The 24,053-nt window shown below is 46.4% G+C and carries 21 protein-coding genes; 9 read left to right on the top strand and 12 right to left on the bottom strand.

What is annotated here, in order from left to right:
• Positions 1 to 10 precede the first annotated feature (10 nt).
• The 5 genes from SPUTW3181_RS19720 (at position 11) to SPUTW3181_RS19700 (ending at position 4,265) form a co-directional block, all read left to right on the top strand.
• Positions 11 to 1,465, top strand: coding sequence for a protein adenylyltransferase SelO (locus SPUTW3181_RS19720; protein ID WP_011791032.1), 1,455 nt, complete (start codon positions 11 to 13; stop codon positions 1,463 to 1,465).
• A gap of 13 nt (positions 1,466 to 1,478) precedes the next feature.
• Positions 1,479 to 1,802, top strand: a complete 324-nt coding sequence (locus SPUTW3181_RS19715; protein ID WP_011791031.1) for a DUF3630 family protein — start codon at positions 1,479 to 1,481, stop codon at positions 1,800 to 1,802.
• A 10-nt stretch (positions 1,803 to 1,812) separates the two neighbouring features.
• Complete coding sequence (locus tag SPUTW3181_RS19710; RefSeq protein ID WP_011791030.1) at positions 1,813 to 2,850, top strand: serine/threonine protein kinase; 1,038 nt, start codon at positions 1,813 to 1,815, stop codon at positions 2,848 to 2,850.
• A 124-nt stretch (positions 2,851 to 2,974) separates the two neighbouring features.
• The gene (locus SPUTW3181_RS19705; protein WP_011791029.1) at positions 2,975 to 3,583 is read left to right on the top strand and encodes a thiol:disulfide interchange protein DsbA/DsbL; all 609 of its coding nucleotides are present in this window, start codon (positions 2,975 to 2,977) and stop codon (positions 3,581 to 3,583) included.
• A gap of 469 nt (positions 3,584 to 4,052) precedes the next feature.
• A complete protein-coding gene (locus SPUTW3181_RS19700; protein ID WP_011070699.1) occupies positions 4,053 to 4,265 on the top strand; it encodes a DUF1107 domain-containing protein in 213 nt (70 codons plus the stop codon).
• Here SPUTW3181_RS19700 and SPUTW3181_RS19695 read toward each other — a convergent pair.
• Positions 4,262 to 4,483 carry a cell division protein ZapB gene (locus tag SPUTW3181_RS19695; RefSeq protein WP_011791028.1) on the bottom strand — a complete coding sequence of 74 codons (222 nt, stop codon included), beginning with the start codon at positions 4,481 to 4,483 and terminating at the stop codon, positions 4,262 to 4,264. The two genes, SPUTW3181_RS19700 and SPUTW3181_RS19695, sit on opposite strands and share 4 nt — an antisense overlap.
• A 179-nt stretch (positions 4,484 to 4,662) precedes the next feature.
• Between SPUTW3181_RS19695 and SPUTW3181_RS19690 the strand changes: the two genes are divergently transcribed.
• Together SPUTW3181_RS19690 and SPUTW3181_RS19685 are read left to right on the top strand one after the other, a co-directional pair.
• A complete protein-coding gene (locus tag SPUTW3181_RS19690; protein ID WP_011791027.1) occupies positions 4,663 to 6,192 on the top strand; it encodes a Na+/H+ antiporter NhaC family protein in 1,530 nt (509 codons plus the stop codon).
• Between the two features lie 64 nt (positions 6,193 to 6,256).
• A complete protein-coding gene (locus tag SPUTW3181_RS19685; RefSeq protein WP_011791026.1) occupies positions 6,257 to 6,610 on the top strand; it encodes a RidA family protein in 354 nt (117 codons plus the stop codon).
• A gap of 125 nt (positions 6,611 to 6,735) precedes the next feature.
• Here the strand turns inward: SPUTW3181_RS19685 and SPUTW3181_RS19680 are convergent, their stop codons facing one another.
• Together SPUTW3181_RS19680 and SPUTW3181_RS19675 are read right to left on the bottom strand one after the other, a co-directional pair.
• On the bottom strand, positions 6,736 to 7,077 hold the full coding sequence (locus SPUTW3181_RS19680; RefSeq protein WP_011791025.1) for a hypothetical protein: 342 nt from the start codon (positions 7,075 to 7,077) through the stop codon (positions 6,736 to 6,738).
• Between the two features lie 13 nt (positions 7,078 to 7,090).
• Positions 7,091 to 7,363, bottom strand: a complete 273-nt coding sequence (locus SPUTW3181_RS19675) for a Rho-binding antiterminator (RefSeq protein ID WP_011791024.1) — start codon at positions 7,361 to 7,363, stop codon at positions 7,091 to 7,093.
• Positions 7,364 to 7,489: 126 nt separating this feature from the next.
• Here SPUTW3181_RS19675 and SPUTW3181_RS19670 point away from each other — a divergent pair, with 126 nt between their 5' ends.
• A complete protein-coding gene (locus SPUTW3181_RS19670) occupies positions 7,490 to 8,581 on the top strand; it encodes a branched-chain amino acid aminotransferase (RefSeq protein ID WP_011791023.1) in 1,092 nt (363 codons plus the stop codon).
• A gap of 58 nt (positions 8,582 to 8,639) precedes the next feature.
• On the opposite strand, the gene SPUTW3181_RS19665 is transcribed toward SPUTW3181_RS19670, so the two are convergent.
• From SPUTW3181_RS19665 to SPUTW3181_RS19635, 7 genes are all read right to left on the bottom strand, one after another.
• Positions 8,640 to 13,175 carry an EAL domain-containing protein gene (locus SPUTW3181_RS19665; protein WP_011791022.1) on the bottom strand — a complete coding sequence of 1,512 codons (4,536 nt, stop codon included), beginning with the start codon at positions 13,173 to 13,175 and terminating at the stop codon, positions 8,640 to 8,642.
• A gap of 272 nt (positions 13,176 to 13,447) precedes the next feature.
• The gene (locus SPUTW3181_RS19660; protein WP_011791021.1) at positions 13,448 to 14,311 is read right to left on the bottom strand and encodes an isocitrate lyase/PEP mutase family protein; all 864 of its coding nucleotides are present in this window, start codon (positions 14,309 to 14,311) and stop codon (positions 13,448 to 13,450) included.
• A gap of 54 nt (positions 14,312 to 14,365) precedes the next feature.
• Positions 14,366 to 15,565, bottom strand: a complete 1,200-nt coding sequence (prpF, locus tag SPUTW3181_RS19655; protein ID WP_011791020.1) for a 2-methylaconitate cis-trans isomerase PrpF — start codon at positions 15,563 to 15,565, stop codon at positions 14,366 to 14,368.
• Between the two features lie 93 nt (positions 15,566 to 15,658).
• Entirely contained in the window at positions 15,659 to 18,262 is a 2,604-nt protein-coding gene (gene acnD, locus SPUTW3181_RS19650) for a Fe/S-dependent 2-methylisocitrate dehydratase AcnD (RefSeq protein ID WP_041408263.1), read from the bottom strand.
• An 80-nt stretch (positions 18,263 to 18,342) separates the two neighbouring features.
• Entirely contained in the window at positions 18,343 to 19,470 is a 1,128-nt protein-coding gene (gene prpC, locus SPUTW3181_RS19645) for a 2-methylcitrate synthase (protein ID WP_011791018.1), read from the bottom strand.
• A gap of 164 nt (positions 19,471 to 19,634) precedes the next feature.
• On the bottom strand, positions 19,635 to 20,513 hold the full coding sequence (prpB, locus tag SPUTW3181_RS19640; RefSeq protein ID WP_006084450.1) for a methylisocitrate lyase: 879 nt from the start codon (positions 20,511 to 20,513) through the stop codon (positions 19,635 to 19,637).
• A gap of 52 nt (positions 20,514 to 20,565) precedes the next feature.
• Positions 20,566 to 21,333, bottom strand: a complete 768-nt coding sequence (locus SPUTW3181_RS19635) for a GntR family transcriptional regulator (RefSeq protein WP_011791017.1) — start codon at positions 21,331 to 21,333, stop codon at positions 20,566 to 20,568.
• 300 nt (positions 21,334 to 21,633) lie between these two features.
• Between SPUTW3181_RS19635 and SPUTW3181_RS19630 the strand changes: the two genes are divergently transcribed.
• Positions 21,634 to 22,140 carry a DUF523 domain-containing protein gene (locus SPUTW3181_RS19630; protein ID WP_011791016.1) on the top strand — a complete coding sequence of 169 codons (507 nt, stop codon included), beginning with the start codon at positions 21,634 to 21,636 and terminating at the stop codon, positions 22,138 to 22,140.
• Here SPUTW3181_RS19630 and SPUTW3181_RS19625 read toward each other — a convergent pair.
• Both SPUTW3181_RS19625 and SPUTW3181_RS19620 read right to left on the bottom strand, forming a co-directional pair.
• Entirely contained in the window at positions 22,137 to 23,081 is a 945-nt protein-coding gene (locus SPUTW3181_RS19625) for an acyltransferase (RefSeq protein WP_011791015.1), read from the bottom strand. The genes SPUTW3181_RS19630 and SPUTW3181_RS19625 overlap by 4 nt on opposite strands.
• 13 nt (positions 23,082 to 23,094) lie before the next feature.
• Entirely contained in the window at positions 23,095 to 23,991 is an 897-nt protein-coding gene (locus SPUTW3181_RS19620; protein ID WP_011791014.1) for an acyltransferase, read from the bottom strand.
• Between the last annotated feature and the right edge of the window lie 62 nt (positions 23,992 to 24,053).

The raw sequence follows: 24,053 nt of genomic DNA, 5'->3' as shown, positions 1-24,053 counted from the left end.
GCGGGTAAGTATGCAGTTTAAACAGGATTTTTTTACTCAATTACCTGAGTTTTATTCTCAAGTATATCCGCAGGGACTCAGTCATCCACAGTGGTTAGCATGGAGTCATGATGCTGCCCAACTGATAGGCTTAACTCAACCTACGGACGAGTTACTGTTGGGGTTATCGGGTAATGCCGCCATCGATGGCGCCACTTATTATGCTCAAGTGTATAGCGGCCACCAATTTGGCGGGTATACACCGCGTTTAGGTGATGGCCGCTCAATTATTTTAGGTGAAGCGATAGGGCCGAATGGCGCATGGGATGTGGCACTTAAGGGCGGTGGTCCAACTCCATACTCACGTCATGGTGATGGCCGCGCCGTGATGCGCTCAGCTGTGAGGGAGTTCTTAGTCTCGGAAGCCTTATATCATTTACATGTACCTACGACTCGCGCCTTAGCCGTAATCGGTTCGGATATGCCTGTCTGGCGTGAGAGCCAAGAAACTGCGGCGATTACCGTGCGTTTAGCTCGTAGCCATATTCGTTTCGGCCATTTCGAATTTTTCTGCCACAGTGAACGCGGACGTGCCGATAAGCTGCTCCAATTACTCAACTTCACTATTACTCAGCATTATCCTCATTTGAGTTGCGATCCATCGGGTTATAAAGCGTGGTTTTTACAGGTCGTCCAAGATACCGCTAAGATGATTGCCCATTGGCAGGCGGTGGGTTTTGCCCATGGGGTGATGAACACCGACAATATGTCGATTTTAGGGGATAGTTTTGATTTCGGCCCCTTTGCCTTTCTTGATACTTTTCAAGAAGATTTTATTTGTAACCATTCCGATCCAGAAGGTCGTTATGCCTTTGGTCAGCAACCAGGGGTCGGTTTATGGAATTTGCAGCGTTTAGCGCAGGCGCTCACGCCTGTGATCCCATCCGATGATTTAATTGCCATTCTTAATCAATACCAAGAGGCGCTAGTACAGACCTATTTGCTGTTAATGCGCGCCAAATTGGGGCTGACAACATTGGATAAATCAACGGCCGAGCAGGATAAGCAAGATCTTGAACTTATAGGTCAATTCACTGTGTTGATGGAAAAAAACCAACTGGATTACGCTCAAACATGGCGTCAATTTGGTCAGTTAGATCCAAGGAGTCAACATAGCTCCCTGCGGGATGATTTTATCGATACTCATCAGTTCGACACTTGGTATAAAGCTTATCAGCTTAGATTAGGGGACGTTACGGATATTGCGGCTTGGCAAACTGAGCGTAATAGTGTCAATCCTAAATATATTTTGCGCAATTATTTAGCTCAAGAGGCGATAATTGCCGTAGAAGAAGGTAACCTTGCGCCACTGCAGCGTTTGCAACAAGTGTTGAGTCGGCCATTTGCAGAACAAGTTGAACATGATGAATTAGCCAAGCGTCCACCCGATTGGGGCCAAGGGTTAATTATGTCATGTAGTAGTTGATTGGATAAAAAGCATGAAATTACCGAGCTCTCACATAAAAGCCATTAGCATAGATGCCATTAGCTTAGATAAAAACGCATTAAGTCTATCGATCAGTGCTGATATCGATTTTGACCGCTTCGCCGATTTTGCCGAGCCGCTGGTGGCCGCATTAGATTGCACGGTACGCGAACGCCAATGGGGTGCAGATAGGCACCAATGGTTATTGGAGTTTGAGGGGACTCAACTCTGGCTAAACTATGAGTTTTACGGCAACATTTGCTGGCTTTCGGCTGAACGGGAAGCTGATTTTGACGTGTTAGAATATTTAGCGACTTTGCTGAAATCTCACCTATAAGTGAATCCATATGAGCCCAGAACAGCTTAATCAAAGCAATATGCCATCAGCAAACCAAAGCAGCGGCGCTGAGTTTCATTTTCAAGCTTTAACACCTGACTTGATCTTAGATGCGATAGAGAGTCTCGGCATTTATCCCGAAACTGGCTTACTTGCGCTTAATAGTTACGAGAATCGTGTATATCAATTCCGCAGCGACGAAGGGGCGCGTTTTGTGGTCAAGTTTTATCGCCCAGATCGTTGGAGTAATGCTCAAATTCAAGAAGAGCATGATTATGCTCTGGCCCTCGCTGCTGAAGATATACCTATGGCGGTGCCAGTGATCTTGAATGGAAACACATTGCATGAGTATCGAGGTTATCGATTTACTCTATTCCCCTCCTTGGGCGGCCGCGCTTTTGAGGTCGATAATTTAGAACAGCTGGAATTAGTTGGCCGATTTATCGGTCGCATCCATCAATATGCCGCGCAGGAAGTCTTTTCTGAGCGAGAACCATTGAACCCACTGATCCTAGGTGAAGAACCTCTGGCATGGTTAAAGCAGTCTGATCTGGTCCCTACGAGTTTACGGCTGCCATTCTTCACTGTCGTGGAACAAGTGCTCGCGAAGGCAAATGCCATTTGGAAACGACAAGCTTTTACCTCCATTCGTCTGCATGGCGATCTGCACCCTGGCAACATCCTATGGACGCCTAACGGCCCAGGTTTTGTGGATTTAGACGATGCGCGTATGGGGCCGGCAATTCAAGATCTGTGGATGATGTTAACGGGTGACAGGCAACAGCAATTGATGCAGCTTGAGATTTTACTCGAAGCCTATGAAGAGTTTTGTGAGTTTGATATAAGACAATTAGTATTGATTGAACCTCTGCGGGCACTACGTATGGTGCACTATAATGCTTGGATTGGCCGACGTTGGCAGGATCCTGCTTTTCCAATGAACTTCCCGTGGTTTGGGGATGAAAAATATTGGGAGCAGCAGATTTTAGCCTTCAAAGAGCAATTATTTGCCTTGGATGAACCACCGTTAAGTTTAATACCTTATTAAAAGGCTGATTGCTGACTTCTTCTGTGACATTAGATTGAACTCTTAGGCTTGAGTTACACTCAAAAATGGGAATATGTTAGTCTTCGGTACAAAACTATTTATAAAATTGATTTAAGGAATTTTAATGAAAAAAGCATTACTCATGGCAGCGGCTCTATTACTGGCTCCAATGGCAGCATTGGCTGCGCAATACCAAGAGGGTGTACATTACACTGTCATCAACGACGGCCCTGCAACGGCAAAGCCTGAGATCACTGAATTTTTCTCATTCTATTGCCCGCATTGTTACACGTTTTCTAAAACTGTCGTGCCTAAAATCTTGGCAGAAAAGCCTGAAGGCATCGCTTTTAACCAAGCACATGTTGATTTTATTGGTAAAGAAATGGGCGTAGAAATGTCACGTGCCTTTGCCGTTGCGCACCAATTAAAGGTCGCTGATAAGGTAGAACCCGCATTATTCTCCGCTATTCATGATAAAAAACAGCATTTTACAAGCCGAAATGATATCCGTGCGATTTTTGTTGCTAATGGTGTTGATGGTAAAAATTTCGATGCAGCAGCAGAATCTTTTATGGTTAACGCACAAATGTCAAAGATGAAGCGTGATACTGAAAACGCTAAGCTAACGGGTGTGCCTGCGATAGTGGTTAATGGAAAGTATCGCGTTGAAACGGGAGCGATTAAGTCATACGACGAACTGTTAGAGATTGCGTATTTCCTTGCGAGAAAATAAGGCAAATTGCATTAGCACACCTGTGACATGATCGCGGGCTTTTGCCAAAAGCATAAATATCAGAGGAGCCTAAGGGCTCCTTTGATATTTATCGCCCGATATAATGATTTTGACACCGTTAGAATAATGCGAAATGGGGGGATCTCAACCACTATTACATTTACCTATAAATGGGCAAAAAAAAACCGTACCTCCTATTGGAGAGCACGGACTTGAGCCATATGACCCATTTTTACCCTGAGTAACGCGTTCAATCTATCAGAGTGTCAAAAAAATGGCAAGCGTCATTATTATGACGTTCATGTTGATGTTGTTAGATACGCTAATATCTATATTCACACTAAATCAGTGGATTAGCTTTCTGTCGTTATAAAATATGAAAAAAACACCAGAAAAATGAAACTCAAACGGTAAAAGCTGTGTCAAACCACTGTATTCAATAACAACAAGAATGCTTGTAGGTGGTTATATGAGAGTTTTCCCTGTTTACGCACCTAAGCTTATCGTTAAGCACGCGCGTATTTTCCTTACTGGTGTTATTTGGGTTAAAGATTTAGGGCGATTAGAATTTGAGAAAGGTCGGTTTTTGTTGCCAAGAAAAAGCCTGCCAAAGGTAAAGCAGGCTATTTTAGAACTCAACGAATTGATTGAAGCTCAAAATCATCAAACAAAAACAGCTTAGATTTCGCTGTTGAGCAGACCAACCAGTCCAGTGACTTTTTCGTTCCAAGAAGCGAGTTCTTGCTGCAGTTGTTGGTTTTGCTCGTTCAGTTGTTGATTGTGCTCACTCAAAGTTGAAGATTTTTGCTTCTCTTCTTCAAGCTCCATTTTAAGAAGCTCGATAGTTTCGAGTGTAGCCTGGATTTTGGTTTCCAGTTTGGACAGTAATTCAAGGCTCATCTGGAGAGTCCTATAGTTTCTGGATGGGACTGTGATTCTAGCAGTGCCAAGAACATAAGGAATAGTGATTCTTGCCGTTTGGCGAAAAAATACCCGATAACAGTGTTCTAAACTAAGTTTTTTTGCATTTGTTATTAACTCGTTAGTATTCTTGGTTTTATTTATTGTCGGAATGGCTCATGTTGCCGAATCTGCTTGCCGTGCTTCCCCTGTTATTGACCCTTACTTTAGCCTTATTATTACGTCGAACTTTGCTTGCACTCGGGGTTGGTATCGTTTCAGGTGCTTTGGTGTTTGCCCATTTCGATGTGTTACAAGCTGCGTATTATTTATTGGAGACAGGCATTAAGCAGTTTTATGACCAAGGCGCTTGGCTAGGGTGGCACATTAATGTGCTATTGGCCATGTTACTGCTAGGTAGCATGACGCAACTCTTGGCCCGTGGCGGCGCAGTTGGCCAGTTTGGCGATTGGTTATATAGCCGTATTCGTTCTGAGCGACAGGCTCGGCTTGGAGTGGTTTTTCTCGGTTGGTTTGTTTTCATCGATGGTATTTTCAGTTGTCTTGCCGTTGGTCACGTATGTCAGCCGCTGAGTCAGCGTTATGGTATTCGCCATGAGCAACTCGCCTATCTAGTGGATTCCAATGCTTCGCCTTTATGCGCGCTATTGCCTTTCTCCAGTTGGGGGCCCTACGTAATGGCGCTTATCGCTGGGCTCAGTTTTTTACCTGTATCGCCGCTGGAAGCCTTTATCGAGATAGCCTTATTTAACTTTTATGCGATTGTCACTTTAGGTCTATCTGTGCTGGTCGCTTGGTATGGCGTAGGTTTTCATTCGTTAATGGTGAAGGAGCGATTCTTGGTTGAGGAGCCGTTGCAGCAGGACACCGCCACCTCACAACTGCAGAGCAAACAAAATGGTAGCCCTTGGTTATTGGCGATCCCTATGTTAACGCTGTTGTCCGCTTCTGTGGGATTAACCCTTTGGTCAGGGGCACAGCAAGTTTCTTCTTGGAATATATCACTCTGGTTAGCTAAGGCTGATATAGGTGCCTCTATGCGCGATGCTTGTTTATTGGCAACCTTAGTCACTTTAATCATGTTACGTTTCTCTGGTCGACGCATAGGGGCCTTATCCAAAGATTTGAGCCATGGTATCCGCATTATCGCCTTTGCAATTGCTATTTTGCTTTGTACATGGATGATTGGCGCTGTGATCCAAGATTTGGGTGTGGCAACATTGTTAGCCTCGTGGGCAAAGCTGTATCTATCGCCACAGCTGCTGGTGGCAGGCATGTTTTTGCTCTGCGCTGTTATGGCATTTGCAACGGGATCGAGTTGGGGGACTTTTGCCATTATGATCCCCATTGGTGGTGAAATAGCCCATAACCTAGAGGCTAATTTATTATTACCAACCCTAAGTGCTGTGATGGCGGGATCCGTATTTGGCGATCATTGTTCTCCTATTTCAGATACTAGCGTACTTAGTGCGACCAGTTCGGGTTGTGCGCCCCATGATCATGTCGTAAGTCAGTTGCCCTTTGCGTTAATCGCGGCATGTTCAGCTTTGGTTGGATTTCAGCTAATCAATTTTGCCGTAGCGACACCACTTGTGTGGTTAAGTGTGATTAGCACAGGTCTTGGGTTATTGGCTTTGATGTCACGCTTTTATCCGTTTTGGCCTAAAGTTGTATCGCAAACTTCTTAAGTATTTGCTGTTAAAATACCTGATTCAATAAACGTTTAACCATCTGATGTAAGAGATTATCCATATGAGCATTACCCGTTTAGATGTTGGTACCCGAATGAGTAGCATAGTGATCCATCAAGGTACTGTGTATCTGTGTGGTCAAGTGGCGAAGGACAAGTATCAAAATATCACCGAACAAACCGTTACTATGCTTGAGGAGGTCGATACCTTGTTAGCGCAGGCGGGGAGTTCCCGTGAGCATTTGCTATCAGCGACAATTTATCTGAAAGATATGGGCGATTATGATGCAATGAATGCCGTTTGGGATGCTTGGGTGCCTAAGGGTCATGCGCCTGCCCGTGCCTGTGTACAGGCAGCGATTGCCGAGCCGGAATATTTGGTCGAAGTCTCTGTGATTGCAGCGGTGGCGGTTTAAGCGGGAAACAACTTTTTCACCCAATTTATAAACGGCTTCGATCCTTATTTAGCATCCTGTCACCGAGTGTAATGACTCGGTGAATCTTAATCCTCTATACACTCTTTATCTAAGCTTACATTTTGTTAGCCCAATAAGTACTCCATTAAATGAGCAGGGACAAGGGGGGGATGATCCGCATATCGCATTGAGAGTGCGGTGGCGATAGCTTCAATATTCTGCAGTGCTAAGCCTTGCTCTATAATGGCAAACGCCCAAGGTGCATCGGTTTTGAGTTTGAGGTAATAAGGCGTTTCGACAAATTGGGCGAGTGAGTAAGCCGCGCCACCTAAGCCATGTCCCCAACCTTCGCTGACATGAAAGGGCCTATTTAGGTGCGCCATAGTAAACTCAATGAGATGGGGATATTGACCGTTATGCCCACCAGTCCAGTGACCAATATCAACAGCTAAAATCATTTTTGCCATGTCATCCTCTTAGTTAAGGTTGTTTAGTCGCAATCAATACCCTGCCAAATTCAGCATTAGGATCAAGGGGCGTGATGGCGGTTATCTGGTCGAGTCTAACGGATTGTCTCGTTTGTTGCTCTTGGATGATAAGCCACTCAGTTTTGTCTGCCCTTGTCTGCGTGGTGATGGCTTGGCCTTGGCATTGCGTGCCATCAATCAACTCTATCTTAAGTTGATAGCCGCGCAGGCAGGCGAGTTCGAGGTAATCATAGTGCTCACAGGGGATCATCTTATAATCTGACATTGGCTTATCTCATCTGACTGAAGCCCGCCCCTATTGTGGCAAAAATACTTGTCATTGGCTTTAGCCCCCTTGACTTTATTCCTATCGCTCCCTAGTCTGCTTGTTCAGTAATCAAGGTGGTATGCGATGGAAATAACTTACAATTTAAAACCTGCGTCCGAGCGCCGTACTGAGCAATTCAAGCCCGAGGGGAATGTGGGCTTCGGTAGCCTCAGAACCGATCATATGTTTTTAATGGATTACCGCGATGGTGAATGGCGTGATCCGCGAATTGTGCCCTATGGTCCATTTGAAATGGCGCCGGGTGCAATGGCATTACACTATGGTCAGTCAATCTTCGAAGGCGCGAAGGCCTTTATGCATGAAGATGGCGAGATTTATACTTTCCGTATCAATAAAAACGCCGAGCGGATGAATCGCTCCGCCGATATCGTCTGTATTCCGAATATCGATGAGCAGATGCAAATCGATGCGATCAATGCGTTGATCGATGTGGATCGTCTCTGGTTCCCGATGCAAGAAGGTGCCTGTTTGTACATTCGCCCCTTTATTTTTGCGACCGAAGATCGTTTGTCTGTTAGCCCGAGTTCTCGTTATACCTTCTGTGTGGTATTAAGCCCTAGCGGTGCTTACTATGCTGCTGGCGTGAATAAAGGTATTCGTTTGCTGATCAGCAAGACCTATCACCGTGCGGTATCGGGTGGAACTGGCGCATCGAAGGCGGCGGGTAACTATGCTGCCTCTTTGCGAGCGGGTAAAGCGGCGGCGCAGTTTGGTGCATCACAAGTGTTATATCTTGACTCGACCAATCAACAGATTGAAGAAGCGGGCGCGATGAACCATTTCCACATCTTAAAAGATGGCACTGTGATTATTCCGACCTTCACCGATACCATCTTAAAATCCATTACCTCGCAATCGATTATGGAATTAGGTGGGATGCTCGGTTGTGAAGTGCGCCAAGAAACGGTAATGCTGGATAAATTTATCGCTGATATTGAATCTGGTGAAATTATCGAGGCGGGTGGTTTTGGGACGGCGGCTGTGGTTTCTGCTGTGGGCTCCTACATTTTTGAAGATGGTCGTGTTGTCACTGTCGGTAATGGCGAAGTGGGTGAGCATATTCAGCGCATCTACAAACTCTATACCGATATCCAAAAAGGCCATATCAAAGGGCCTGAAGGTTGGGTAAAGCGTGTAGAGCGAATCGCACCTTAAATTTATATTGATATAAAACAGGCTCCTATAACGGAGCCTTTTTATTGTGCGACTCGGTTTATTGCATCAGTTGTTTAGATTGATTACCTAATAGGGTTAAGCAGTCTTTAGCACTGAGAGGTTTACTGAGGAGGAAACCTTGTACCTCATCGCAACCCTGTAGCCCTAAAAAGTTTAGCTGTGCTTGGGTTTCTACGCCTTCGGCAACCACATTCAGTTCTAGACTGTGTGCTAAGGCAATGATGGCACTGGTGATCGCTGCATCGTCGGGATCGTTGGTGATATCTCTGACAAATTCTCGATCAATTTTTAACGTGTCTATCGGGAAGCGTTTTAGATAGCTTAGGCTTGAATATCCAGTCCCAAAATCATCAATCGCGATAGTTAATCCCAGCGCCTTGAGTTTAGATAAAATACTAACGGAATCTTGGGGGTTACCCATGATCATCGATTCGGTCAGTTCAAGCTCTAGTGATTGAGCGGGAAGTCCAGAGACGGCGAGGGCGACTTCAATGGTGGAGATGATATCGGCTTTGAGTTGTCGAGCCGATAAATTAACCGCCATGCTAATGTTATTGAAACCTAATGCATTCCACTCAGCCAGTTGTTGGCAGGCATGGTTAATCACCCAATGTCCAATTTGATTAATAATCCCTGTTTCTTCCGCTAGCGGGATAAATTCTACGGGTGAAATCGGGCCCAGTTCAGTATGGTGCCAACGTAATAGGGCTTCTAGCCCTGTGAGTGAGCCATCCCGTAAACTGAACTTAGGTTGGTAGACTAAACTTAGCTCATTGCGATGAATGGCTTGTTTTAATCCAGCTTCCAATAGCACATGGCGAGTCGCGATTTCATTAAGTTTATGGGTGTAAAACTGAAAATTATTTCGACCTAAAGACTTAGCATGATACATAGCCGTATCGGCAAATTTAATTAATGAGTCCGCATTGTCGGCATCATTGGGATAGAGACTAATTCCTATCGAGGTTGAGATAGTTAAGGACTTATCCTCTAATAAAAACGGTGTTTGGAAGGCGCGTAGCACTTTTTCCGAAATCAGTGTCGCGGCTTTGGTTTTGGCTACACCTTCCAAAATAATAGTAAATTCATCGCCACCCAGACGGGCAACCGTATCGCCTTCTCGCACGGCATTTTGCAGGCGCTTAGCTGCGGCTTTGAGCAATAAGTCCCCCACATGATGGCCCATAGAATCGTTAATATGCTTAAAACGATCGAGATCGAGGAACAGCAGTGCAACGATATTATTTGCCCTATGTGCTTGGGTGATTGCGTGATTGAGCCTGTCTTGGAAGAGGGTTCTGTTTGGCAATCCCGTCAAAGTATCAAAACTGGCAAGGAAGCGCAGATCCTGCTCGGCTTTCTTTCGCTCTGTAATGTCGGTAAATACCGCAACAAAGTGGCTAGTTTCACCTTTTATATCGATAACTTGGTTGATCTCAAGCCAAACCAATATGGCTTTGCGTTGTTTATTGCGGATCCAAATTTCGCCTACCCAATGTTTATGGCGAAGTAACTGTTGCTCGATGCTATTGAAGAGTTCGCGTTGTTGTTTATAGGCCAGATGAACTAAATATTTATCGGTGATTTGACGTTCAGAATATCCTGTAATAGCACTAAATGCTGGATTCACCGAGCGGATTTTATAATCTAACCCAGCCACGACAACGGCTTCATTCATGCTGTTAAGCACTTGGGATGAAAGTACCAGTTCATTTTCAATCAGCTTACGGGAGGTTATATTGCGGTTAGTCCCCGTCATACGCATGGGTTGCATATGTGCGTCAGTTTCAACGACTTTACCTCGGTCCAAAATCCAAATCCATTTACCAAAAGCACCTTCAATCCGATACTCGATTTCGAAGAAAGGGGTTCGGCCCTGTAGGTGTTCGGCCAATTCATACTTAAATTTTTCCCTATCTTCAGGGTGCATATTCTCATGCAGCAGATTGTGGCTACTCCAATGTGAGACAGATGCATCCATATTGGTTCGGTATACTTTATTTTCTTTAATATTCCAGTCCCACATCCCATCGCCTGATGCCCATAGCGCGAGCTTTAGCCTTTCTTCAGAGGCTCGGATACTGGTTTCAAACTCCCGTTGTTGTTGGCGTTTTTGTTTACGCCAATGAAGTCCCCATATCAATAATCCTATAGCGAGTAAGCAATAAAGGGTGTAGGCGAATGGGGTTCTATAGAAGGGAGCTTGTACCTTTAGATTCACTAAAAGGGTTTGTGAGCCTTCACGGTTATATTGTAATGAGTGGCGTACATGAAGCACATATTGACCGGGATTAATATTGGTAAATGTAATCTCATTACCCGCGGGTAATTGATGCCACTGGTGATCAAAGCCTTCAAGGAAATAGCTAAAACGGTTTTTCCCCGTATAACTAAAATCTAATGAGGTCACTTCAAAACTCACTAATTGTTCGCCGTAATTCATCACAATCGGCGGTGGGCGACTTAAATCTAAAATAGTGTGATGCTTCCCCGCAATCTTGTAGCCTGTTAATGCAACTTTGGCTTCACCTCTTTGCTCGGGAATAGTTTGAGGGTTAAAACGATTAATACCATTAATGCCACCAAACCAAAGGTCACCATCGCTATCTTTAAGTTTTACTGCGCCATTAAACTCTAGCGACTGCAATCCCTCCTGTTCATTGAAACTGATAATGCGGTGAGTTATAGGGTTTAATTTACCAATGCCTGCATTACTGCTAAACCAAATGTGATGGTTTTGATCTTCGAGCAGCGCATAAATAGTGTTACTGGGTAAGCCCTGTTCGCGGGTGTAATGGCTAAAACCGACATCTGCATTGGTAGAAGACCATTTACTTATACCACCATGGGTTGCAAACCAAATATCCCCATTGGATGCGACTAAAATATCCCGAATACGGTTATTAATAATACTGTTTTTATGATTAGGTTGATGGTAAAAAACCTGACCTAATTCAGTTTTCATATCTAGCTTGATAAGTCCATTGAGCGAGCCTATCCAAAGATCATATTTATCGGCTTTAAGGGTTAATAATAAGTTTTGTGTGGGATAAAAATTCTCGATATTCGCTAGGGATACGGGGATGAATTCATCCTTATCTAGCGCTTTGCGGTAAAGTGCGTGGCTAGTGGCAATCCAAAGTCTATCTTGGTGATCAATTTCTAAACTGCGGATATAGTTTGGTTCCGAGTGCTCTTGATTTTGAGTCACTTTAAGCAGCGAAAACTCACCACTGGGTGTTAAACGTCCGAGTCCATAGTTACTGGCAATCCAAAGGACGTCTTGATTATCTTGGGCAATATCTCGAATAACTAGATTTAAGTGGCGCTGGCTGGAACCGAGCGCTTTAGCAAAATATGACGAATAATAATCATATTGGTTACTGCCTTGGGGTAAGCGTTTTAGTCCTGCACCGTCTGTTCCTATCCATAATGCACCGTCTTTGCTGCGTAGCAGTGAGCGAATATTGTTGCTTTGCTGTGGCAGTTCGATAGTCGACTCATAGAGATGCTGAAAAAACTGACGGCGAGTATTGATTTTATTAAGTCCTGAGTAACTGGTGCCGAGCCAGAGGTTGCCGAAAGGATCTTGCAGTAGGCTTAAAATATTATTTTCACTGATGCTGTTTGTACGCTTAGTATCGTATTTATGATATGTCGCGATAAGCTGCCCTGCCTCACGATCTAATTGGATCAGCCCGGCTTCTGGCCCTACAGCCCAAATAACCCCAAGTGGTGTTTGAATAAAATCTTTAATGTAAGGAATATCAGGATCGACTTGCCATAATACTTCACCCTGCTGGGAGATAAGGTCATAACGCCAAAGTTGGTTACCAAGGGCGAGATCAATTGAGCGTTTAGAATTGGCTTTTATTTGATAGGCAGTCACATTCTGCGGCACATTTAAACGGGTGATGGTGTTGGCACTTACAGCAAAGGTCCCGCTATTTTGTGTACCAGCTAATAAGTAGGTGTTGTCAACATTGGCAAGGCTAGTGATATAGGGTTCAACACTGTTACCTAAGTTGACTTGATTAATACGTTGAGTCTTTGTTGATAAGGAAAATAAGCCTGATTGAGTGCCAATCCATAGGGTATTGCCAACAATATTAAGCTTAGTGACTCTCGGTTCTGTCAGTCCTTGTTCTAACCCAAAATGCTCGAATTTCCCTGTGCTGAGGTCGAGACGATTAACACCTTGGCTAAAGGTGCCCACCCAAATATATCCTTCAGGATCTTGGATAATATCGGACACATAACTTTCGGAAATGCTGGTAGGATCATTCGGTGAGTGAATAAAAAGATTAAAACTATGGCCATTGTAGCTGTGTAAACCATCTTGAGTACCAATCCAGAGCATGCCAGCACTGTCCATAAATAGACTCGTGATAGTATTTTGGTTTAGCCCTTCTTCACTGCGAATATGTTCAAATTTAAGTTGAGTATTCGCCGCACTTAATGGCTGTGCCCATCCATTTTGTGGGATCCACAATAAACTCAAAATATAAAGAGTGCATATAACAAGTTTGTAGGTGAATGGACGCAAATTTACCCCTATAAAAACCTTTATCATCCCGTTTGAAATGAGTGCTGATCTTAGCTTCGTTATCTACTCATTTTTGGGCTATATCACAGTTGTCATTATTGTTTTTACCCAGCCCAAGAATCTTAGCATTGTTTACGGTATGCCAACATATTAGCTGACGAACAAATTATTGCTGTGCTGTTACTTGGGATATTGGAAAAGAAAAGACCTTGCCGGAAGGGGGAGAAGCAAGGTCTTTGGTTAAACTGTTTTAGCCGAGTGTGGACTTGGCAATAAGCGGGTTAGGTAAGTGCCAAGCCTCAGTGATTTAGGTAGCCTAGATCAAGATCCAAATATGCTTGGGTGTTTATGATCCGTTCACGTTCTGCAAACGACACCATCTGCTCGGCAATGCTGCCACTGTCACCCTGCTCGAGAATGGTACGTAAGGTGTGCTGGCAAGCATGGATAGTCGCTCGCTGTAAGTCAGAGGGAATAATAATGAACTTATATCCCAATGCTTGCAGTCTGTCCTTTGATACTAGCGGTGTTTTGCCACTGTGGAACATATTGATGAGCTTAGGCTGCTTGATATGCTTAGCAATTAATTCAATTTGCTCAATGGTTTCGGGTGCTTCGACAAAAATCACGTCGGCACCTGCCGCTAGATATGCATGTGAGCGTTCAATCGCTGCTTCAAATCCTTCTACGGCGATCGCGTCTGTGCGGGCAATTAAGACAAAATCTGGGTCAGTTTGGCTGTCTTTGGCGACTCGGATCTTGTGCACCATTTCTTGGGTACTTACCAAAGATTTATCATTGAGATGGCCGCAACGCTTTGGAAAGGTTTGATCTTCCAAGTGTAATGCTGCCACCCCCGCTCGTTCAAAGGCTTTAACGGTACGACTCACATTGATGGCATTACCAAACCCTGTATCCGCATCCGCTATGATGGGCATTTGGGTCACTTCGACCATCTGTTCGAGCCTATGCAACACTTCGCTAAAGCTCAGCATGCCTATATCAGGGAAACCACAACTTCTCGCAATCGCGCCACCACTGGCATAAATCAGGTTAAACCCTGCCTGTTCGGCTAAACGTGCCGTCATGCCATCGTACACGCCTGGGGCGACGTGGATATCGGTGCCGCTCAGCATTTGTCGTAATGCCGTTGTTTTTTTCATTTAAATTGTCTTCCTTGTGCGCTTTTAGCGATTAATCCAGAACCAGATAAACGATTAGAAACTATCGCTCGGCACCCGCACAAAACCTTCCATCAGTACGCGGGCGCTGCGGCTCATAATGGCTTTGACGACCGTCCATTCTCCATTCACTAAGCTTGCCTCAGCGCCAACACGCAGCGTGCCTGAAGGATGCCCAAAGCGTACCGCTTCCTTTTCGCCACCGCCTGCGGCGAGGTTTACTAAAGTGCCGGGAATTGCCGCCGCCGTACCAATAGCAACGGCAGCCGTGCCCATCATAGCGTGGTGCAGTTTGCCCATAGACAAGGCGCGCACCAGTAGATCGATTTCATCGGCATTGACGGTTTTACCGCTCGATGACACATAGGCTTTAGGTTTAGCGACAAAGGCGATCTTAGGCGTGTGTTGGCGTGCAACTGCTTCATCAATATGCGAAATCAAGCCCATACGCACGGCGCCATAGGCGCGAATGGTTTCAAATTTGGCAAGGGCGGCATTGTCGCTATTAATATCATCCTGTAGCTCAGTGCCTGTGTAGCCTAAGTCCTGCGCGTTGATAAAAATGGTGGGAATGCCCGCGTTGATCATGGTGGCGTTAAAGCTGCCAATACCCGGCACTTCTAGCACATCGACAAGATTGCCCGTAGGGAACATGCTGCCACCGCCGCCATCCTCGTCAGCTGCTGGATTCATAAATTCGATTTGCACTTCGGCGGCAGAAAAGGTCACACCATCGAGCTCAAAATCACCGGTTTCTTGCACTTCACCGTTGGTGATTGGCACATGGGCGATAATGGTTTTGCCTATGTTGGCTTGCCAAATTCGCACTGTGCAGATGCCATTGTGTGGAATGCGGGCCGTATCAATTAAGCCATTGCTGATGGCAAAGGCACCGACGGCGGCGGTTAAGTTGCCACAGTTACCGCTCCAATCGACAAAAGGTTTGTCGATAGACACTTGGCCAAAGAGATAATCGACATCGTGGTCGGCTTGACTGCTTTTTGACAGAATAACCGTCTTGCTGGTGCTCGAGGTGGCGCCGCCCATACCATCGATTTGCTTACCGTAAGGGTCGGGACTGCCTATCACTCGCAGTAACAAGGCATCACGGGCAGGGCCAGCAACTTGTGCGGCCTGAGGTAAATCCTGCAGACGGAAAAACACCCCTTTACTGGTGCCGCCGCGCATATAGGTCGCGGCGACTTTGATTTGTGGCGGGAAAAAATTCTTACTCATGCTATTAACTCCAAGGGGAATAGCGATACAGGTTAGCGTCGGTATCAAAGGCGGCGATTCTAAATGGGTATCGCCGCCTTTTTAGCGCGAGTGTTATTTCAGATTCGATTCTAAAAAGTCCTGAGCAAAACGCTGCAATACGCCGCCCGCTTCGTAGATAGACACTTCTTCGGCGGTATCGAGACGACACGTGACTGGCACTTCGATGCGCTCACCGTTTTTACGGGTGATAACGACGGTTAAGTTCGCTCTTGGCGCTGGCGTGCCTAGGACATCGAACACTTCTGTGCCGTCTATACCATAGGTGGCGCGGTTGTCACCGACTTTAAATTCCAGTGGCAACACGCCCATGCCCACTAAGTTAGTGCGATGAATACGCTCGAAACCTTCGGCAACAATGGCCTCAACGCCCGCTAAACGTACGCCTTTGGCAGCCCAGTCGCGGGACGAACCTTGACCGTAATCCGCACCCGCGATGATGATCAGCGGTTGCTTACGTTCCATATAGGTTTCAATCGCTTCCCACATACGAGTCACTTGGCCTTCTGGCTCGATACGCGTCAGTGAGCCTTGTTGCACTTTGCCATCAACCAGCGCCATTTCGTTTTTAAGCTTAGGATTGGCAAAGGTTGCGCGCTGGGCGGTTAAGTGATCCCCCCTGTGGGTGGCGTAGGAGTTAAAGTCTTCCTCCGGCAAGCCCATTTTGTGCAGATATTCGCCCGCGGCGCTGTCCATCATAATGGCGTTCGACGGCGATAAATGGTCTGTGGTGATGTTGTCACCCAGCACCGCCAGTGGTCGCATGCCTTTTAACGTGCGCTCTCCGGCCAATGCGCCTTCCCAGTAGGGTGGGCGACGAATATAAGTGGATTGCGGACGCCAATCGTACAGCGGACTGATTTTTTCGCCATAATCGACGGCTAAATCGAACATGGGCTCGTACACTTTACGGAACTGCTCAGGTTTAACACTTGTCGCAATCACGGCATCGATTTCTTCATCCGATGGCCAAATGTCGATAAGTTTGATGGGGTTGCCGTCTTTATCTAATCCCAACACATCCTTTTCGATATCGAAACGTATGGTGCCGGCAATCGCGTAGGCGACGACCAATGGCGGCGATGCTAAGAAAGCTTGTTTTGCATAGGGATGAATACGGCCATCGAAGTTACGGTTACCCGATAACACAGCGGTGGCGTACAAGTCGCGGTCGATCACTTCTTTTTGAATTACAGGATCCAGCGCGCCGCTCATGCCGTTACACGTCGTGCAGGCAAAACCAACAATGCCAAAACCGAGTTGTTCAAGCTCAGGTAATAGCTTGGCTTCTTCTAAATATAATTGCACCGCTTTAGAGCCGGGTGCCAGTGAGGTTTTGACCCAAGGTTTGCGGCTTAAGCCTTTAGCATTGGCGTTGCGGGCAATCAGGCCTGCAGCAATCACGTTGCGCGGGTTACTGGTGTTAGTACAGCTAGTAATCGCCGCGATAATCACAGCCCCATCGGGCATTAAGCCTGGCTCGTTTTCGACTACGCCGCTAATTCCGCGCTCAGCCAATTCTGACGTTGGCACCCGTGCATGTGGGTTTGATGGCCCTGCAATGGTGCGCACCACCGAAGATAAATCAAAATGCAGTACACGTGGATAGTGCACTTCGGTCAAGCTGTCGGCCCACAAACCTGCGGTTTTGGCATAGGTTTCAACCAGCTTAACTTGCTCGGCTTCGCGGCCAGTTAAGGTTAAATAATCTAAGGTTTGCTGGTCGATGTAGAACATGGCCGCAGTGGCGCCAAATTCAGGCGTCATATTCGAAATCGTGGCGCGATCGCCTAATGTCAGCGCCGCTGCGCCTTCGCCGAAGAACTCTAAGTAAGATGACACGACTTTTTGTGCGCGTAAAAATTCGGTCAAGGCCAATACGATATCGGTAGCCGTAATGCCAGGCTGCGGTTTGCCCGTGAGCTCAACACCGATAATGTCCGGTAGACGCATATAGGATGCGCGCCCTAGCATCACGCTTTCGGCTTCTAAGCCGCCGACACCTATGGCGATAACGCCCAGTGCATCAACGTGTGGTGTGTGGCTGTCGGTGCCAACTAAGGTATCAGGGAAGGCCACGCCATTGCGTGAATGCACCACAGGCGACATACGTTCTAAGTTAATTTGGTGCATGATGCCGTTACCCTGAGGGATAACATCGATGTTTTTAAAGGCTTTTTGCGTCCAATCAATAAAGTGGAATCTGTCTTCGTTGCGTCTGTCTTCGATGGCGCGGTTTTTGGCGAAGGCGTCTTTATCAAAACCACCAAATTCGACAGCGAGTGAGTGATCCACAATTAATTGTGTTGGTACAACAGGGTTCACTTTGGCCGGATCGCCACCCTTAGCGGCAATAGCGTCACGCAGACCTGCAAGGTCAACTAAAGCGGTTTGCCCCAAAATATCGTGGCACACCACGCGGGCAGGAAACCAAGGGAAATCCAGTTCTTGCTTAGATTCGATAATCTGTTTTAGCGAGTCGGTCAAAACGGCCGGATCGCAGCGACGGACTAAGTTTTCAGCTAAAACGCGCGAGGTATAAGGCAGCTTGGCATACGCGCCAGCTTGAATGGCTTCTACGGCTTCGCGGGTATCGAAGTAATCGAGCTGAGTGCCGGGTAAGGGCTTGCGATATTGGGTATTCATAGCAGTGCTCATAACATCATCCATTTCGGAAAATGAAGTTGGCGCGAGACTTACATTGAGTGAAATCTCACGCCAACTGTGGTCAATTTTGCTTAACGGTTGGCAATCGGTACCACTTTGCGCGGTGCAACGCCCACATAATCGGCACTCGGGCGGATGATGCGGTTGTTAGAGCGTTGCTCCATCACGTGCGCCGCCCAGCCTGTGACGCGTGAACACACGAAGATTGGCGTAAACAACTTAGTCGGAATATCCATGTAGTGGTAAGCGCTGGCGTGGAAGAAGTCAGCATTACAGAAGAGTTTTTTCTGTTCCCACATCAGGGCTTCACAGGCAACTGATACGCGGTATAGACGGTCGTCACCGTTGGCAGCCGCCAGTTTTTCTGACCATTCTTTGATGATGGCGTTACGTGGATCGCTGTCGCGGTAAATCGCGTGGCCGAAGCCCATGATCTTATCTTTACGCTCGAGTTTACCCATTAAGATGTCGCGCGCATCGGCTTCATCTTTCATGTCTTGAATAAGTTCCATCGCCGCTTCGTTCGCGCCGCCATGCAGCGGGCCGCGCAGTGAACCAATGGCGCCAGTGACGCATGAATGCATATCTGACAAGGTGGAAGCACATACGCGAGCGGTAAAGGTTGATGCGTTAAATTCATGTTCTGCATAAAGAATTAACGATACGTCCATCACTTTTGCATGCAGAGCCGACGGCGCTTTACCATGTAATAAGTGGAGGAAGTGTGCGCCAATTTGATCGTCATCGGTTTCAGTATCGATACGCACGCCATCGTGGCTAAAGCGATACCAGTAACAGATGATCGATGGGAATGCGGCGAGTAAACGGTCAGTAATTTCACTCTGTTCGGCAAAGCTGTGCTCGGCTTCTAAGTTGCCTAGCATAGAGCAGCCAGTACGCATTACATCCATAGGATGAGTGTCGGCTGGAATGCGCTCCAATACTTCTTTTAATGCTTGCGGCAAACCGCGAAGGCCTTTGAGTTTGGTTTTGTAGGCATCAAGTTGGGCTTGAGTGGGCAGCTCGCCGTAAAGAATAAGGTAGGCGACTTCTTCGAAGGTGGCATTTTCACCGAGATCTTTCACATCATAACCGCGGTATGTGAGGCCCGAGCCTGATACGCCCACTGTGCTCAATGCAGTTTCGCCTGCGCTCTGGCCACGTAATCCTGCACCGCTTAGTTTTTTAGCTTCTGACATAATCCTTCCCTTCCGTTAACTCTGTATGATTATTGCTGGTGGATGAATACGCTCATTTCAGAGCACTCATTCGCCGACATTTATTGGTTAAGGCTGCACTTTTTTAACTTGTTTAACGTTAAATCTGCATTAACGCCAAACCCTGTAGGGTTGCAGCTTTTCGGTTATTTATCTTGGCTGAACAGTTGATCTAACTTGTCTTCAAAGGCGTGGTAGCCCAAGTATTTATACAAGTCTTTACGGGTCTGCATAGTGTCTAGCACATTGCGTTGATGACCATCATTCATCAGCGCTTGCATGACGTTCAGTGCGGCTTGGTTGGCTGCACGGAAAGTACCGAGTGGGTAGAGCACCATGTCGGCACCCGCCTCGGCGAGTTCTTCTTTATTGAACAATTGGGTTTGACCAAATTCAGTCATGTTGGCCAAAATCGGTGCTTTAACTTGAGCCTTGAAGTGGCGATATTGGTCTAGCTCAGTTAAGGCTTCGGCGAAGATCATGTCGGCGCCGGCGGCAATATACGCTTGCGCACGTTCAATACCCGCTTCTAAACCTTCCACGGCAACCGCATCGGTACGCGCCATGATCACAAAGTTAGGATCGGTACGGGCATCGACGGCCGCTTTAATGCGATCGACCATTTCTTCAATGCTCACAACTGCTTTGTTGGGTCTGTGGCCGCAACGCTTTTGCGACACTTGGTCTTCCATGTGCACTGCAGCGACGCCGATTTTTTCGAACTCTTTGATGGTACGAGCAATATTGAATGCGCCGCCCCAGCCAGTATCGATATCGACCAGTAAAGGCACTTGTGTGGCTGAGGTGATGCGGCCGGCATCAATCAGCACGTCGTTCATTGAGGTCATGCCCAAGTCAGGCAAACCGTAGGAAGCATTGGCAACGCCAGCGCCCGAAAGATACAAGGCTTGGAAGCCAGTTTGCTCTGCCATTAAGGCAAAATAGGCATTGGTGGTGCCAACGATTTGTAACGGTTTGGCCTTAGCAAGAGCTTGGCGAAAACGTAATCCTGCGCTTTGAGTCATGGTTTTATCCTTTTCCATTTTATGGGAAGTGGGCATATTGAGCCGTAAGAACTTAGCTAATGTTGGCTAAGGTTTCTTTTGCGGCTGCATTGGCTTGCAATTCAATTAAGCGTAATTCGGTATTTTTACGCCCTTGTTCGATATGGCGGCGCATCAGCAAACTGGCCAACTCACCATCGCGCTGGGCAATGGCTTCGACTATGCGTCTGTGCTCGGCAATCGCTTTCACGGGGCGATTTTTATTGGTGCACTGGTAGCGGTACATACGTAGCAAGTGATACAGACCACCGACTAAGGTTTCCTGCAGATGCTTGTTACCGCTGGCTTGAATAATTTGGTAGTGGAAGTCGACATCGCCTTCCTCTTGGAAGTAAGTATCGCCCTTGGCGAGCGCCGCTTCTTGCGTTGCGAGCAGATCTTCTAGCTTGGCTAATTGTTCTGGGGTAATACGGCTGGCGGCGAGTTCGCAGGCCATGCCTTCAAGCACGCTACGTAGTTGATATAAATCGTTAAGTTCACTCACGGTTAGCTGGGCGACGCGGGCACCAACATGGGGCGCACGCACCACTAAACGTTGTCTTTCTAAGGTTTGCAGTGCTTCGCGGGTCGGGCCGCGGCTGATGCCGTATTTTTCGGCCAGTGCTTGCTCGTTAATCTTGCTGCCCGCAGGCAGTTCGCCCTTGATGATGCTGGTTTGGATCTGCACCAAAATTTGATCGGCTAATGTGGTCGACGTTTTATCTGCCGAGGTCGATTTGACCTTATGCAGGTGGGAAACATGTGTGTCATCAGAAACGAACGTCGTGTCTTGCTTCAACATAGAGCGCATCACTATTAACAGGATTGTCGACAATGGGTAAAAAATAGCCCTCCCTTGGTGGATTGTCAACAATGTGTTTACTTAGACGTAAGTCTATATTTCAATGGGTTTCTGTTTTTGTTATTGATTTATATCATTTTATTTTTATTATCTCGTTATTAATATTTTATGTTATGAATATTTAAATATTAAATTGTCAACAATGGCGTGGTTTTAACCTTCCAACCTCGTTGCGGATGTTGATGGTTTTGGGGAAAATCGTCCAAATGCATTTGGCATGTTTATCCTTCGCGTTATGCTATGGGCGGAATGAGACATTTGGGGATGACAGTGGAAAAAGTGTTAGTGAGCAGTTGTTTACTCGGACAAGCGGTGCGCTACGACGGTGGCCATAACTTGATGGAGAGCGAGCAGGTGCAAACGTGGCTCGAGCAAGGGCGGATTGTGGCAATTTGTCCCGAATGTGCAGGCGGTTTACCCACACCTAGACCGCCAGCGGAGCGGATTGGACAGCGCATCTTAACTGCCCAAGGTGAGGATGTTACCCACGCTTTTAGTCTGGGAGCCGATCTCGCGCTTAAACTGGCGCAGCAACACGGGATTAAAGTGGCGATTTTAAAAGCCCGCAGTCCATCCTGTGGTAATAGGCAGATTTACGATGGTCAATTTGTAAAACAGTTAATTGCGGGACAAGGATTAACGTCTGAAAAACTCAGCGCCGCAGGGATAACGGTATTCAATGAATTTGAGTTATCTGATGCGGCTGCATTCGTTAGAGAGCTAGAAGCTAGCAGCGTAAGACGTTAGCTAGCTTGAGTATGATTTTGGCGGGTGGCACTATCTGCCACATTTTGATTGGTGTGGAGCAAAGCATGAATTTGTTGATCTTTTTCCGCCCAAACTTGGTTTAACCAGCGTTGGAATTCGACGCGGTACTCAGACTCAGAGAAATAGCGTGTTGCATCAACCTGAGGTACTGGAAGGGCATTAATCCGTAAAATTATTTTGTTCACTTTGCCGTTCATCACCCCAAATAGAATATCTTCAGGTGCATCTGGGTAAACGATTGTCATGTCTAGTAGATTAGTAAATTGCTCGCCCATAGCCGAGAGAGTAAAAGCGATACCGCCTGCTTTAGGGCGCAGTAGATATTGATAAGGAGAATTCTGACGCTGGCGCTTATCTTGGGTAAAACGGCTACCTTCAACATAGTTGATAATTGAGGTAGGCATATTTCTAAACTTTTCACAGGCTCTGCGTGTGGTTGCTAAATCTTTGCCCTTAAGCTTTGGATTTTTTTTAAGTTTTGCGGGGCTAGTTCTGTTCATAAATGGCATATCCAGCGCCCAACATCCCAGCCCCATAATGGGTACATAAATGAGTTCTTTTTTAAGGAAGAACTTAAGCATCGGGATATGGTTACGTAACACGTAAGTTTGCGCGGCGATATCGAATCCACTGAGGTGGTTGCTGATCAGTAAATACCAGCTATTTTTATCGAGTCCTTCGAGCCCTTGCACATCCCACTCAATTTTAGCGATGAGATACAAAATGCCGCCGTTACAGCAGGCCCAAGCCCACATAAAACGATTCATGACGGTGGTCACGGCATTACGTGCCCTTTGCACTGGCATTACAATTTTCACCAATCCGCCAAGGCTAATAAGTGAACCCCAAACGGCAGTGTTGATTATCAGCAAACTCAGGCTGAGTATAAACAGCACTGGACCGGGGAGAAAATTCAACATATTGGTGTAACCCTTATTCTTTATCGACTTGGCCAGCGAGTTGGCTTATCACTTGATCCTTGGTGAGCCAGAGTTGATTCAACTGTTCCTGAAAGCTAATTTTAAAATCACGGTCATTCATATAATCGCCGCGCATGGCAGGATCGATATCAGACACGTTAATGTGTACTTTAACCTTTGGCACTTTGCCTGTCAGGTAGTCCCAGTAACTTGGAACATGGTCTGGGTAGTAGATTGCCACATCCACTAACTTGTGGATCTGTTCTCCCATGGCCGATAGCGCGAAGGCCATGCCGCCCGCTTTGGGTTTTAACAAATGTTGGAACTGTGAGTTTTGCTTTTTATGTTTGGCTTTGCTGAAGCGCGTGCCTTCGACAAAGTTCATCACACTGACAGGTTTCGCTTTGAATTTAGCGCAAGCTTTACGTGTGATTTCAATATCTTTACCCTTTAACTTCGGATTTTTTTTAAGCTGCGCAGTGCTATAACGGCGCATAAACGGAAAGTCCAGTGCCCACCAAGCAAGCCCAAGCACAGGCACAAAAATCAGCTCCTGCTTTAGGAAAAATTTAAGAAAGGGGATTTTGCGATTAAATATCCGCTGCAGGATCAGGATATCGACCCAAGACTGGTGGTTGGCAATCACCATATACCACTCTTTAGTGGAAAAGTCGGTGTCACCACTCAGTTCTATTTTAACGGGATGCAAGCAACGCTCAATCACGCCATTGACGCTAATCCAAGCGCTGGCACAGAAGTCGAGCACATAGCTAGTGGCTGTTCTGGTTGGGCCAAAAGGAATAATCTTGATAAAGCTAATCAAGACAATTGGAATAGCCCAAAAAAGCGTATTAATGACGTAGCCTAAGAATGCTATGCAGCCTTTTAACTGTGAAAACACCGTTCCCATCCGAGCCCCCTGACAAAAATTGGAGGCCTATGTTACTCGGTGTCAGCCTTTGGCTCAATCTT

Source organism: Shewanella sp. W3-18-1, assembly GCF_000015185.1.
Taxonomy (GTDB): domain Bacteria; phylum Pseudomonadota; class Gammaproteobacteria; order Enterobacterales; family Shewanellaceae; genus Shewanella; species Shewanella putrefaciens.
Note: the sequence above shows the minus strand (reverse complement) of the source record. Positions and strands in the feature narration are given on the sequence as shown.